Below are 13031 nucleotides of genomic sequence, written 5' to 3' on the forward strand. Positions count from 1 at the left end.
ACTTCGAGAATGCCCGCACCGCAGAATCCGAACACCGGCGAGTTCGACATCAAGCCCCGCAGTCGCGTCGTCACCGATGGCATCGAGGCCACCACCTCCCGCGGAATGCTCCGCGCCGTCGGCATGGGCGACGAGGACTGGGACAAGCCCCAGATCGGCATCGCGTCGAGCTGGAACGAGATCACCCCCTGCAACCTCAGCCTCGACCGTCTCGCGCAGGGCGCCAAGGAGGGCGTCCACTCGGGCGGCGGCTACCCGCTGCAGTTCGGCACCATCTCCGTCTCCGACGGCATCTCGATGGGCCACGAGGGCATGCACTTCTCGCTCGTCTCCCGCGAGGTCATCGCCGACAGCGTCGAGACCGTCATGATGGCCGAGCGCCTCGACGGCTCCGTGCTCCTCGCCGGCTGCGACAAGTCGATCCCGGGCATGCTCATGGCATCCGCCCGTCTCGACCTGTCGAGCGTGTTCCTCTACGCCGGATCGATCGCTCCGGGCTGGGTCAAGCTCTCGGACGGCACCGAGAAGGACGTCACGATCATCGACTCGTTCGAGGCCGTCGGCGCGTGCCTCGCCGGCAAGATGAGCGAGGCCGACCTCAATCGCATCGAGTGCGCCATCGCGCCCGGTGAGGGCGCGTGCGGCGGCATGTACACCGCGAACACCATGGCGTCCGTCGCCGAGGCGCTCGGGCTCAGCCTGCCGGGCTCGGCCGCCCCGCCGTCCGCCGACCGCCGCCGCGACTACTTCGCCCACCGGTCGGGCGAGGCCGTGGTCAACCTGCTGCGCCAGGGCATCACCACGCGCGACATCCTGACGAAGGAGGCGTTCGAGAACGCCATCGCCCTCGCCATGGCGCTCGGCGGCTCGACCAACGTCGTCCTCCACCTGCTCGCGATCGCGAACGAGGCCGAGGTCGAGCTGGACCTCCACGACTTCAACCGCATCGGCGACCGCACGCCCCATGTCGCCGACATGAAGCCGTTCGGCCAGTACGTGATGAACGACGTCGACCGGCACGGCGGCATCCCGGTCATCATGAAGGCCATGCTCGACGAGGGACTGCTGCACGGCGACGCGCTGACCGTCACCGGCAAGACCCTCGCCGAGAACCTCGCCGACCTGAACCCCGACCCGGTCGACGGCAAGGTCATCCACTCGTTCGACAACCCCATCCACGAGACCGGCGGCATCACGATCCTCCACGGGTCGATGGCTCCCGAGGGCGCCGTCGTGAAGTCGGCCGGCTTCGACGGCAACGTCTTCGAGGGTCCCGCGCGCGTCTTCGAGCGCGAGCGCGGCGCGATGGACGCGCTGGAGGCGGGCGAGATCGCCGCCGGCGACGTCGTGGTGATCCGCTACGAAGGTCCGAAGGGCGGCCCCGGCATGCGCGAGATGCTCGCCATCACGGCGGCCATCAAGGGCGCGGGCCTCGGAAAAGATGTACTACTCTTGACGGACGGTCGATTCTCAGGCGGCACAACCGGGCTGTGCATCGGCCACATAGCTCCCGAAGCGGTGGACGCTGGTCCCATCGCCTTCGTGCGCGATGGTGATCTGATACGGGTCGATATCGCTGCTCGCACGCTCGACCTGATCGTCGACGAGGCCGAGCTCGCCTCCCGCCGTGACGGCTGGGAGCCCCTTCCTCCGCGCTATACCCGTGGCGTCCTGGCCAAGTACTCCAAGCTCGTGCGCTCCGCTGCCGAGGGCGCTGTCACGGGCTGACGGCCGCTCCGACTCACCTTCTCCCGGTTCCGAGGTATCACCATGTCCGCCGAATTCGCACCGGCCGTTCCCCGGCCTCCCGCCCGCACCGCTCCTGCGCCCGTGCTCACGGGTGCGCAGGCGGTCGTCCGCTCGCTCGACCTGCTCGGCGTCACCGACGTGTTCGGTCTGCCGGGCGGCGCGATCATGCCGGTCTACGACCCGCTCATGGACGACGAGCACGTCCGCCACATCCTCGTCCGCCACGAGCAGGGCGCCGGTCACGCGGCCGAGGGCTACGCCGCCGCCTCCGGGCGCACCGGTGTCGCGATCGCGACGTCCGGTCCGGGCGCGACGAACCTCGTCACCGCGATCGCCGACGCCTACATGGACTCGGTGCCGCTCGTGTGCATCACCGGCCAGGTGTTCTCGACCCTGATGGGGACGGACGCCTTCCAGGAGGCGGACATCGTCGGCATCACCATGCCGATCACGAAGCACTCGTTCCTGGTCAAGACCGCCGAGGACATCCCCGGCGCGATCGCCGCGGCGTTCGAGATCGCCTCCACCGGTCGTCCCGGCCCCGTGCTCGTGGACATCACCAAGGACGCGCAGCAGGCCGAGGCGCCGTTCGTGTGGCCGCCGAAGATCGACCTGCCCGGCTACCGTCCGGTGACCAAGGCGCACGGCAAGCAGATCCAGGCGGCGGCGCAGCTGCTCGCCACCGCGAAGAAGCCCGTCCTGTACGTCGGCGGCGGGGCCATCCGCTCGAACGCCTCCGCCGAGCTGAAGGTGCTCGCCGAGGCGACCGGTGCGCCGGTCGTGACGACGCTCATGGCCCGCGGCGCGTTCCCCGACTCGCACGAGCAGCACCTGGGCATGCCCGGCATGCACGGCACGGTGCCGGCGGTCCTCGCGCTGCAGGAGAGCGACCTGATCGTCTCGCTCGGCGCCCGCTTCGACGACCGCGTCACGGGGAAGGCGTCGCTGTTCGCTCCGCACGCGCAGGTGGTGCACGTCGACATCGACCCGGCGGAGATCTCCAAGATCCGCACGGCCGACGTCCCGATCGTGGGCGACCTCCGCGAGGTCCTCGTGGACCTGGATGCCGCCTTCCGCACGGCCGCGGCCGAGAACGAGGTCGACTACAGCGAGTGGTGGACCTACCTGAACGGCCTCCGCGAGGAGTTCCCGCTCGGGTACACCCCGACGACGGACGGCCTCCTGTCGCCGCAGCACGTCATCCAGCGCATCGGCGAGCTGACCGGACCGGAGGGCGTCTACGCCGCCGGCGTCGGGCAGCACCAGATGTGGGCCGCGCAGTTCATCAAGTACGAGCGTCCCAACTCGTGGCTCAACTCCGGCGGCGCCGGCACGATGGGATACGCGGTCCCCGCGGCCATGGGGGCGAAGGTCGCTCAGCCCGACCGCGTGGTGTGGGCGATCGACGGCGACGGCTGCTTCCAGATGACCAATCAGGAGCTCGCCACCTGCGTCATCAACGACATCCCGATCAAGGTCGCCGTCATCAACAACTCGTCGCTGGGCATGGTGCGGCAGTGGCAGACCCTGTTCTTCGACGGTCGCCACTCGAACACCGACCTCAACACGGGCCACGGCACCCGTCGCATCCCGGACTTCGTCAAGCTCGGCGAGGCGTACGGCTGCCTCGCCATCCGCGTGGAGCGCGAGGACGAGATCGACGCGGCCATCCAGCTCGCCCTCGACACGAACGACCGCCCCGTCGTCATCGACTTCGTCGTGAGCGCGGATGCCATGGTGTGGCCGATGGTGCCGCAGGGCGTCAGCAACAGCTACGTGCAGTACGCCCGCGACCACTCGCCGTCGTTCGACGGGCAGGAGGACTGACATGTCGAGGCACGTGCTGAGCCTCCTCGTCGAGGACAAGCCGGGTCTGCTGACCCGTGTCGCCGGGCTGTTCGCCCGCCGCGGCTTCAACATCGAGTCGCTCGCCGTCGGCGTGACCGAGGTGCCGGGGCTGTCCCGCATCACGGTCGTCGTGGACGTCGAGGGCCTGCCGCTCGAACAGGTGACCAAGCAGCTGAACAAGCTCATCAACGTCATCAAGATCGTCGAGCTCGATGCAGCGACATCGGTGCAGCGCGAGCACGTGCTCGTGAAGGTCCGCGCCGACAACGCCACCCGATCGAACGTGCTCGAGGTCGTGAACCTCTTCCGCGCGTCCGTCGTCGACTACGCCCCGGACGCGATCGTGATCGAGATCACCGGCGACTCCGGCAAGGTCGGCGCCTTCCTCAAGGCCATCGAGCCGTTCGGCGTGAAGGAGCTCGCCCAGTCGGGCCTCCTCGCCGTCGGCCGCGGCGGCAAGAGCATCACCGAGCGCGTCCTGCGCGGCTGAGCTTCCCCACTTCCCCTCACCAGCGGCCCCGGGACGGGGCCAGAACACAAGGAGAAACATCCTCATGGCAGAGATCTTCTACGACGACGACGCCGACCTCTCGATCATCCAGGGCAAGAAGGTCGCCATCGTCGGCTACGGCTCGCAGGGGCACGCGCACGCGCAGAACCTCCGCGACTCGGGCGTCGAGGTCGCCATCGCGCTGAAGGACGGCTCGAAGTCGGCCGCGAAGGCGCAGGAGGACGGTTTCGAGGTCAAGAGCGTCGCCGACGCCGCCGAGTGGGCCGACCTCATCATGATCCTCGCGCCGGACCAGCACCAGCGCTCGATCTTCGCCGAGTCCATCAAGGACAAGCTCACCGCGGGCAAGACCCTCGCCTTCGCGCACGGCTTCAACATCCGCTTCGGCTACATCGACGCGCCCGAGGGCGTCGACGTCATCCTCGTCGCCCCGAAGGCCCCCGGCCACACCGTGCGCCGCGAGTACGTCGCCGGTCGCGGCATCCCCGACATCATCGCCGTCGAGCGCGACGCGTCGGGCTCGGCCTGGGACACCGCCCTCTCGTACGCCAAGGCCATCGGCGGCACGCGCGCCGGCGTCATCAAGACGACCTTCACCGAGGAGACCGAGACCGACCTGTTCGGCGAGCAGGCCGTCCTGTGCGGTGGCATGAGCCACCTCGTCCAGTACGGCTTCGAGACGCTCACCGAGGCCGGCTACCAGCCGCAGATCGCCTACTTCGAGGTGCTGCACGAGCTCAAGCTCATCGTCGACCTCATGTGGGAGGGCGGCATCGCCAAGCAGCGCTGGTCGATCTCCGACACCGCCGAGTACGGCGACTACGTCTCCGGCCCCCGTGTCATCTCGCCCGACGTGAAGAAGAACATGCAGGCCGTCCTCGCGGACATCCAGTCCGGCGCATTCGCGAAGCGCTTCATCGACGACCAGGACAACGGCGCCACCGAGTTCCTCGAGCTCCGCGAGAAGGAGCAGGGTCACCCCATCGAGGCCACCGGCAAGGAGCTCCGCGGCCTGTTCGCCTGGAAGCAGCAGGACAGCGACTACACGGAGGGCAGCGCCGCGCGCTGACCTCCGCCGGAGGCTGCGTCATCCATAGCGATCGCCCAGGCGATCGCGGTGGGCAGCGCTGCGCGCTGACCTCCGCCGGAGGCTGCGTCATCCATAGCGATCGCCCAGGCGATCGCGGTGGGCAGCGCTGCGCGCTGACCCTCGCCCGAACGCCCCGGCGCCGTCACGGCCCGGGGCGTTCGGCGTTCCCGCCGGGGGACCCCGCGGTCCGGGGCCGTCCACGGGGCTTCGCGCAAGACCCGCGCCGATCCCGGCCGAACCGCCCGGGCGCCATTACCGTGGACGGGTGAGCACACCGCGCGATGACGACGCCCTGTCGTGGGACGGCGACGACGACCCGACCCTCGACGTCCGCGGCGAGCAGACGCCGCCGCGCACGCGCCCTCCGGTCGCGGAGGAGCCCGAGCCGCTGGTGCCCTCCCCGGCGTCGACGCGATCCGTCGACGCGGCGCCGGCCCCGGTGGCATCCGATGTCCCGACCGCCCCGCAGGCCCCGGATGCCACGGATGCCGGGCCCCGCGAGGACGCCGACGACGCGCGTCCGTCCGGGGCGATGGGCAACGCCGGTCTCGTCGGGATCGGCATGGTCGCCGCGACGTTCCTGTTGTTCGCGGTCGGCTGGCTCGTCGCCGGGCTGCGGCTGCTCGACGCCGGGCTGCCGGTCGACGACGTCGCGCTGGTCGCCCTGACCATCGGCGCCGCCCTCGCCCCGCCGGTCTGGTTCGTCGCCACGCTGGCTCTCACCCGCCGCAAGGCGACGTGGCTGCGTTTCGTCATCCTCATCGTCGGCATCGTGCTGCTGGTGCCGTGGCCGTACCTGTCGACGGGAGCCCTCGTATGAGCGCCGACACCTCCGCCCGGGGCGCCTCGGGCCGCCGGCTGCCCCGCTGGGTCGTCGTCGCCGTCGCGACGATCTTCGGGCTGTTCTACGCCTACATCGTGTGGAGCGCCTTGGCGCTGCTCGTCGGACAGGCATCCGGCTCGTTCGGGCTGACGGGGCTCGGCTGGTTCGTATACATCCTGCCGATCGTCTTCCCGCTGGCCGCGTTCGGCGTCGCGTTCGCCCTGGGATGGAAGCGGCGCGTGGGGGAGTTCGCCCTCGTCCTGCTGGCGGGGCTGACGCTCTCGGCGGCGTTCTGGCTCGCGATCGTCGGCTACGGCGCCACCTCGTACTCGCTCTACGGCGCCTGAGGACGCGCGGCGGGGCGGGCGCTTGCCCGTGGGGCCGGGCTCTGCGCCGCGGAGTGCCGACCGGCAGCGCCTGAGGACGCGCGGCGGGGCGGGCGCTGCCCGTTGGGGGTGGGCTCTGCGCCGCGGAGCGCCGACCGGCAGCGCCTGAGGACGCGCGGCAGGGGACCGGGACCGGCATCCCGCGTCACGCGGTCCGGGCATCCGGCGGGGCCGCGCTAGGCTGGCACCGGCCCACCGGGTCGTGCGTCCGGCCCCGGGCCGGTTCGCCGCGAGGTGCGCCGATTCCCCGTGCACCGTTTCGAAGGACGCATCCGTGACGAAGCCCGTCGTGCTCATCGCCGAAGAACTCTCGCCCGCCACGATCGACGCGCTCGGCCCCGACTTCGACGTGCGCAACGTCGACGGGACCGACCGCCCCGCGCTGCTGTCGGCTCTGGCCGACGCGCACGCGGTGCTCGTGCGCTCGGCCACGCAGATCGATGCCGAGGCCCTCGCCGCGGCGCCGTCGCTCAAGGTCGTCGCCCGCGCCGGCGTCGGTCTCGACAACGTCGACATCAAGGCCGCGACGGCCGCGGGCGTTATGGTCGTGAACGCGCCGACCTCGAACATCATCTCCGCCGCCGAGCTCACCGTCGGCCACGTGCTGAGCCTCGCGCGCCGCATTCCCGCCGCGCACGCCTCCCTCGCCGAGGGGCTGTGGAAGCGCAGCTCGTTCACCGGCACCGAGCTCTTCGAGAAGACGATCGGCATCATCGGCCTCGGTCGCATCGGCGCGCTCATCGCCGCGCGCCTGCAGGCGTTCGACATGCGCGTCATCGCCTACGACCCCTACGTCACCGCGACCCGTGCGCAGCAGCTCGGCGTCCAGCTCGTCTCGCTCGACGAGCTGCTCGACCAGAGCGACTTCGTCACGATCCACATGCCCAAGACCCCCGAGACCACGGGGATGATCGGCACGGCGCAGCTGCGCCGCATGAAGAAGACCGCCTACGTCATCAACGTCGCGCGCGGCGGCCTGATCGACGAGGAGGCGCTGCACGAGGCGCTCACCACCGGCGAGATCGCCGGCGCGGGCCTCGACGTCTTCTCCACCGAGCCGCCCGCGCAGGACGGCCCGGCCCGCAAGCTCCTCGACCTGCCGAACGTCGTCGTGACCCCGCACCTCGGCGCCAGCACCGAGGAGGCGCAGGAGAAGGCCGGCGTCTCGGTGGCCCGCTCGGTCAAGCTCGCCCTCGAGGGCGACCTGGTGCCGGATGCCGTGAACGTCGCCGGCGGCGCGATCGACCCGTTCGTCCGGCCGGGCATCGCCCTCGTCGAGATGCTGGGTCAGTTCTTCAGCGGCCTCGCCGACAGCGCGTTGACGAGCCTGGACATCGAGGTGCGCGGCGAGCTGGCCGCCTACGACGTCAGCGTGTACCGTCTCGCCGCCCTGAAGGGCATCTTCAGCCGCATCGTCAGCGAGACCGTGTCGTACGTCAACGCGCCGCTGTTCGCCGAGCAGCGCGGTGTCGAGGCGCGCCTGATCGTCGAGGCCGAGAGCCCGCTCTACCGCAACATCACGATCCTCCGCGGCACGCTCGCCGACGGGTCGACCCTCACCGTCGCGGGCACCCTCGCCGGCACCCGCATGGTCCCCAAGGTCGTCGAGATCAACGGCTACGACATCGAGGTGCCGATCGAGCAGCACCACATCGTCATGCGCTACGCGGACCGTCCCGGCATCGTGGCGATCTACGGTCAGGAGCTCGGCGAGGCGGGCATCAACATCGCGGGCCTGCAGGTCGCCCGACCGGATGCCACGGGCCGCGCGCTCTCGGTCCTCACGGTGGACTCGCCGGTGCCCGACGAGATCCTGTCGTCGATGCGTCAGGCGACCAACGCCGACCTGTTCCGTCAGATCGAGATCGTCGAGAGCTGACCCGCTCCGACCGATCGACGGGCCGTACTCCTCCGGGGGTGCGGCCCGCGGTGTTCCCGCCGTCGCCGTCGGGCCGGGGTCGGACAGCCGGTCCGAGCCGGACGGTCAGGTCGTCGCGGCGACCACGGCGGCGATGAGGGCGTCGAGGTCCTTGCCCGCGAGCGCGGGGCCGGCGACGGCGTTCAGGTCCAGCACGGCGTTGAAGTAGAGGCCGTCGCTGACCAGCAGCACCATCTGCAGCGCGGTCTCGTCGCGGGTGTGCGGCCGCAGACTGTCCTCCCAGAGCTCGCGCACCCGGCGGAGCGAGGCGGATGCCGCGTCGTCGCCGTTCTGCGCGAGGCGGGACACGGCCAGGATCGTGCGGTCCAACGGCGACCCGGTGTTCTGCGACGACCGCAGGTGGGCGGCGATCACGCCCTCGGTCGACCGCTCGATCTCGTCCACGTCGTCTTTGGCGAGGGTCTCGAGCCGCGCGATGAGGGCCTCCTCGAGCGCGCTCTTCGAGGCGTAGTGGTAGAGCAGCCCGCCCTTGGACACGCCGGCCGCTTTCGCCGTGGCATCCATCGTCGCCGCCCTCTCGCCGTCGTCGACGAGGATGCGGGTGAACGCGTCGAGGACGGCGTCGCGGGCGTGAGGCGGTCTGCTCATGGCCTCTCGATCGTACTGGCGGCAGGGGCTGTAGGTTTGATACTATACCGGCTGGACGGTTAAGAAACGGAACGGAATCATGCTCACCTCGTCGTTGCCCACGCAAGAGATCGACGCCCCCCGTGCCGGCTGGCGCGGGTGGTTCGCGCTGGCGGTGCTCATGCTGCCGGTGCTGCTGGTCTCGGTCGACAACACGGTGCTGAGCTTCGCCCTGCCCGAGATCGCCCTGGACCTGCAGCCCTCCAGCATCGAGCAGCTGTGGATCATCGACGTGTACCCGCTCGTGCTCGCGGGCCTGCTCGTCACGATGGGGACGCTCGGCGACCGCTTCGGCCGCCGGCGCATGCTGCTGATCGGCGCCACGGGCTTCGCCGCGGTGTCGGCGCTGGCCGCGTTCGCCCCGACCGCCGCGCTGCTCATCGCCGGCCGCGCGCTGATGGGCGTGTTCGGCGCCATGCTCATGCCGTCGACGCTGTCGCTGCTGCGGAGCATCTTCCGCGATCGCGACCAGCGGCGGATCGCGATCGCCGTGTGGGCCTCGGCCTTCTCGGCGGGCGCCGCGCTCGGACCGATCGTGGGCGGGTTCCTGCTCGAGCACTTCTCGTGGGGCTCGGTCTTCCTCATGGCGGTCCCCGTGCTGGTGCCCCTGCTGGTGCTCGCCCCGTTCTTCGTCCCCGAGAGCCGCGACCCGCACCCCGGCAGGTTCGACGCGGCGAGCGTCGTGCTGTCGCTCGCGACGATGGTCCCGATCGTCTACGGCATCAAGAAGCTCGCCGTCGAGGGTCCGACCTCGCTCGCCCTCGCGCTCTTCGCCGCCGGTGCCGTGTTCGGCTGGCTGTTCGTCCGGCGTCAGCGGAGCCTCACCACCCCGATGCTCGACATGTCGCTGTTCCGCCGCGGCACGTTCTCGGGCGCGATCCTCGTGAACCTGCTGAGCGTCATCGGTCTCGTCGGCTTCCTCTACTTCGTCGCCCAGCACCTCCAGCTGGTCGTCGGTCTGAGCCCCATGGTCGCGGGCTTCGCGCTGCTGCCCGGCCTCGCGCTCATGATCGCGTCGGGTCTGCTCGTCGTGCCGGTCGCCAAGCGCTTCGCGCCCCGCGTGGTGGTGCCCGCCGCCCTGGCCTTCTCGGTGGTCGCGTACGTGCTGGTCGCGCTCTCCACGGCGGATCTCGTCCAGCTCGTCGTCGCGTTCGCGCTCCTCGGCATCGGCATCGGTGCCGCCGAGACCGTCTCGAACGAGCTCATCCTGTCGAGCGCCCCTCCGGCGAAGGCGGGAGCCGCGAGCGCGGTGTCCGAGACCGCCTACGAGCTGGGCGCCGTCCTCGGCACGGCCGTGCTCGGCGGCATCCTGGCGGCGTTCTACCGTGCACAGCTGGTGCTGCCCGCGGGCCTGCCCGAGCCCATCGCGGACGCCGCGCGGCAGACGCTCGCGGGAGCGGTGGCCGTCTCGCACACGATCGAGGACGCGACGCTGGCCGAGGCCCTCCGCGCCGCGGCTGCCCACGCCTTCGACTCCGGCGTCGTCGTCACGGCGCTCATCGGCGCCGCGCTCATCGTCGTGGCCGGGGTCATCGCTGCCACTACCCTGGGAGGAACCCGCGGCGCGTCGACGAAGTGATGCGCCCTGAGCGTTGAGGAGAGCGATGTCGCGCGTCGTGAAGCTGGCCGTCATCCCCGGTGACGGCATCGGTCCCGAGGTCGTCGCCGAGGCCGTCAAGGTGCTCGACGCGGTCACCGCCGAGGCGGACGTGACGTTCGAGAAGACGCCCTTCTCGCTCGGCGCCGGCCGTTATCTCGACACCGGCGACACCCTCACCGACGACGACCTCGCCGCGATCGCCTCCCACGACGCGATCCTGCTCGGTGCCGTCGGGGGAGTGCCCGGCGACCCGCGGCTGAAGGACGCGAACATCGAGCGCGGGCTCCTGCTGAAGCTCCGCTTCGAGCTCGACCACTACGTCAACCTGCGGCCGTCGAAGCTGTACCCCGGTGCGGCCGGACCGCTGGCGGACCCGGGCGAGATCGACTTCGTCGTCGTCCGCGAGGGGACCGAGGGTCCCTACGTCGGCAACGGCGGCGCGATCCGACGCGGCACCCCGCACGAGGTGGCCAACGAGACCTCCGTCAACACCGCCTACGGCGTCGAGCGCGTCGTCCGCTACGCCTTCGCCCTCGCCGAGCGCCGTCGCCACAAGCTCACGCTCGTGCACAAGACGAACGTGCTCGTGCACGCGGGCGGCATGTGGAAGCGGATCGTGGATGCCGTGGCATCCGAGTTCCCGGGGGTCGCCGTAGACTACCTGCACGTCGATGCGGCCACCATCTTCCTGGTCACGAACCCGGGCCGCTTCGACGTGATCGTCACCGACAACCTCTTCGGCGACATCCTCACCGACCTGGCCGGCGCCGTCACCGGAGGCATCGGCCTCGCCGCTTCGGGCAACATCAACCCCGACGGCGCGTTCCCCTCGATGTTCGAGCCCGTCCACGGATCGGCGCCCGACATCGCGGGCACCCAGAAGGCCGACCCCACGGCCGCGATCCTCTCCGTCGCCCTGCTGCTCGACCACCTCGGGCTCCGCGACGAGGCCGCCCGCGTCACCCGCGCGGTCGAGGACGACATCGCCGGCCGCGACGGCGGCCGCACCACCGCCCAGATCGGCGACGCCATCGCCGATCGCGTCCGGGCGTAACCTGGACCGATCGGCCCGCACCGCCACCGCGCACGAGACTCTTTGGATCACGATGACCACGATCGACACCGACCCCGACACCGGACTCGACCCCCTCGAGTTCGCCGTCACCCGCAACCTCGCCGCGAAGAGCGCCGCGCAGCGTGACGAGATCCTGGCCAGCCCCGGCTTCGGTCAGAGCTTCACCGACCACATGGTCGACATCTGCTGGTCCGTCCGCGGCGGCTGGCACCGCCCGCGCGTCTCGCCCTACGGCCCCATCTCGCTCGATCCCGCCGCGGCGGTCCTGCACTACGGGCAGGAGATCTTCGAGGGCATCAAGGCGTATCGCCACGCGGACGGCTCGGTGCACACCTTCCGTCCGGACCAGAACGGCCGTCGCCTGCAGCGTTCCGCGCGCCGCCTCGCGCTGCCCGAGCTGCCGGTGCCGTACTTCCTGCAGTCGCTGCGCGAGCTCATCGCCGTCGACGGGGCGTGGGTCCCCTCCGGCGAGGATCAGAGCCTGTACCTCCGTCCCTTCATGTTCGCGAAGGAGGCGTTCCTCGGGGTGCGTCCCGCGCACAAGGTGGCCTACTACCTCATCGCCAGCCCCGCCGGCGCCTACTTCAAGGGCGGGGTGAAGCCGGTGTCGATCTGGCTCAGCGAGGACTACTCCCGCGCCGGCAAGGGCGGCACCGGGGCGGCGAAGACCGGCGGCAACTACGCCGCGAGCCTGCTGCCGCAGTCCGAGGCGTACGAGAACGAGTGCGACCAGGTCGTCTTCCTCGACCAGGACCGCAACGTCGAGGAGCTCGGCGGCATGAACGTCGTCTTCGTCTACAAGGACGGCACGATCGTCACCCCGCAGTCCGACTCGATCCTCGAGGGCATCACGCGGGACTCGCTCCTGCAGCTGGCCCGTGACCGCGGACACCACGTCGTCGGGCGGAACGTCTCGCTCACCGAGTGGCGCGAGGGGGTCGCATCCGGTGACATCGTCGAGGTGTTCGCGTGCGGCACCGCCGCCGTCGTCACCCCGATCGGCGTGCTCAAGGGCCGCGACTTCATCGACGAGCAGCCCACCGGCACCCTCGCGCTCGAGCTGCGTCAGCAGCTGACCGACATCCAGTACGGCCGCGCCGAGGACACGCACGGCTGGCTGTACCGTCTGGACGCCTGACCCGCGATCGTCACGAAGGGGTCCTCGCCGCGGCGGGGGCCCCTTCGCCGTTCCCCGGCCCCGGCGGCATCCTGTGATCGCGGCTCCCGCTCGAGGTGGGCGTTCTCTAAGGTGCGGTGTCGCGGATTCGGCTGCGGGCCGCGGATTCGGACGTAGGCCGCGATTCCGTCCGAATCCGCCGCCGGTCTCCGATTCCGCGGCTGGCCGGGGGATGGATGCCGCTGACGTGGCACGAATGCACGCGA

At 70.7% G+C, this 13031-nt stretch carries 11 protein-coding genes; 10 read left to right on the top strand and 1 reads right to left on the bottom strand.

The annotated features are described in order from the left end of the window. The first annotated feature begins 9 nt into the window (after positions 1–9). The 7 genes from ilvD (at position 10) to serA (ending at position 8286) form a co-directional block, all read left to right on the top strand. Complete coding sequence (gene ilvD / locus MRBLMI1_RS02470) at positions 10–1728, top strand: dihydroxy-acid dehydratase (RefSeq protein ID WP_367726553.1); 1719 nt, start codon at positions 10–12, stop codon at positions 1726–1728. A gap of 42 nt (positions 1729–1770) precedes the next feature. Further along, positions 1771–3576, top strand: a complete 1806-nt coding sequence (locus MRBLMI1_RS02475; protein ID WP_367726554.1) for an acetolactate synthase large subunit — start codon at positions 1771–1773, stop codon at positions 3574–3576. Between the two features lies 1 nt (position 3577). Next, positions 3578–4087: an acetolactate synthase small subunit gene (gene ilvN / locus MRBLMI1_RS02480; RefSeq protein WP_367726555.1), complete on the top strand. Its 510-nt coding sequence runs from the start codon at positions 3578–3580 to the stop codon at positions 4085–4087. Positions 4088–4151: 64 nt separating this feature from the next. After that, complete coding sequence (ilvC, locus tag MRBLMI1_RS02485; protein ID WP_367726556.1) at positions 4152–5177, top strand: ketol-acid reductoisomerase; 1026 nt, start codon at positions 4152–4154, stop codon at positions 5175–5177. Between the two features lie 286 nt (positions 5178–5463). Further along, positions 5464–6018, top strand: a complete 555-nt coding sequence (locus MRBLMI1_RS02490) for a DNA polymerase III subunit gamma/tau (RefSeq protein WP_367726557.1) — start codon at positions 5464–5466, stop codon at positions 6016–6018. Continuing rightward, a complete protein-coding gene (locus MRBLMI1_RS02495) occupies positions 6015–6368 on the top strand; it encodes a bacitracin resistance protein (protein ID WP_367726558.1) in 354 nt (117 codons plus the stop codon). Before MRBLMI1_RS02490 ends, MRBLMI1_RS02495 begins: the two co-directional genes overlap by 4 nt. 313 nt (positions 6369–6681) lie before the next feature. Continuing rightward, a complete protein-coding gene (serA, locus tag MRBLMI1_RS02500; RefSeq protein ID WP_367726559.1) occupies positions 6682–8286 on the top strand; it encodes a phosphoglycerate dehydrogenase in 1605 nt (534 codons plus the stop codon). A 105-nt stretch (positions 8287–8391) separates the two neighbouring features. Here the strand turns inward: serA and MRBLMI1_RS02505 are convergent, their stop codons facing one another. Beyond that, positions 8392–8934, bottom strand: coding sequence for a TetR/AcrR family transcriptional regulator (locus MRBLMI1_RS02505; RefSeq protein WP_367726560.1), 543 nt, complete (start codon positions 8932–8934; stop codon positions 8392–8394). Between the two features lie 79 nt (positions 8935–9013). On the opposite strand from MRBLMI1_RS02505, the gene MRBLMI1_RS02510 reads away from it, so the two are divergent. The 3 genes from MRBLMI1_RS02510 to MRBLMI1_RS02520 are packed head-to-tail and all read left to right on the top strand — an operon-like array spanning position 9014 to position 12786. Next, the gene (locus MRBLMI1_RS02510; RefSeq protein ID WP_367726561.1) at positions 9014–10552 is read left to right on the top strand and encodes an MFS transporter; all 1539 of its coding nucleotides are present in this window, start codon (positions 9014–9016) and stop codon (positions 10550–10552) included. Between the two features lie 25 nt (positions 10553–10577). Beyond that, positions 10578–11627 carry a 3-isopropylmalate dehydrogenase gene (locus MRBLMI1_RS02515; RefSeq protein WP_367726562.1) on the top strand — a complete coding sequence of 350 codons (1050 nt, stop codon included), beginning with the start codon at positions 10578–10580 and terminating at the stop codon, positions 11625–11627. 52 nt (positions 11628–11679) lie between these two features. Continuing rightward, positions 11680–12786 (top strand): branched-chain amino acid aminotransferase, encoded by a 1107-nt coding sequence (locus tag MRBLMI1_RS02520; protein WP_367726563.1) that lies wholly within the window; start codon positions 11680–11682, stop codon positions 12784–12786. The last annotated feature ends 245 nt before the right edge of the window (positions 12787–13031 follow it).

This window comes from Microbacterium sp. LMI1-1-1.1 (genome assembly GCF_040815675.1).
Classification (GTDB): domain Bacteria; phylum Actinomycetota; class Actinomycetes; order Actinomycetales; family Microbacteriaceae; genus Microbacterium.

Coding starts and splice junctions, on each gene's coding strand:
- MRBLMI1_RS02475 (WP_367726554.1), top strand. CDS start 1,771: ATGTCCGCCGAATTCGCACCGGCCGTTCCCCGGCCTCCCGCCCGCACC.
- ilvN (WP_367726555.1), top strand. CDS start 3,578: ATGTCGAGGCACGTGCTGAGCCTCCTCGTCGAGGACAAGCCGGGTCTG.
- ilvC (WP_367726556.1), top strand. CDS start 4,152: ATGGCAGAGATCTTCTACGACGACGACGCCGACCTCTCGATCATCCAG.
- MRBLMI1_RS02520 (WP_367726563.1), top strand. CDS start 11,680: ATGACCACGATCGACACCGACCCCGACACCGGACTCGACCCCCTCGAG.
- ilvD (WP_367726553.1), top strand. CDS start 10: ATGCCCGCACCGCAGAATCCGAACACCGGCGAGTTCGACATCAAGCCC.
- MRBLMI1_RS02510 (WP_367726561.1), top strand. CDS start 9,014: ATGCTCACCTCGTCGTTGCCCACGCAAGAGATCGACGCCCCCCGTGCC.
- MRBLMI1_RS02515 (WP_367726562.1), top strand. CDS start 10,578: ATGTCGCGCGTCGTGAAGCTGGCCGTCATCCCCGGTGACGGCATCGGT.
- MRBLMI1_RS02495 (WP_367726558.1), top strand. CDS start 6,015: ATGAGCGCCGACACCTCCGCCCGGGGCGCCTCGGGCCGCCGGCTGCCC.
- MRBLMI1_RS02505 (WP_367726560.1), bottom strand. CDS start 8,934: ATGAGCAGACCGCCTCACGCCCGCGACGCCGTCCTCGACGCGTTCACC.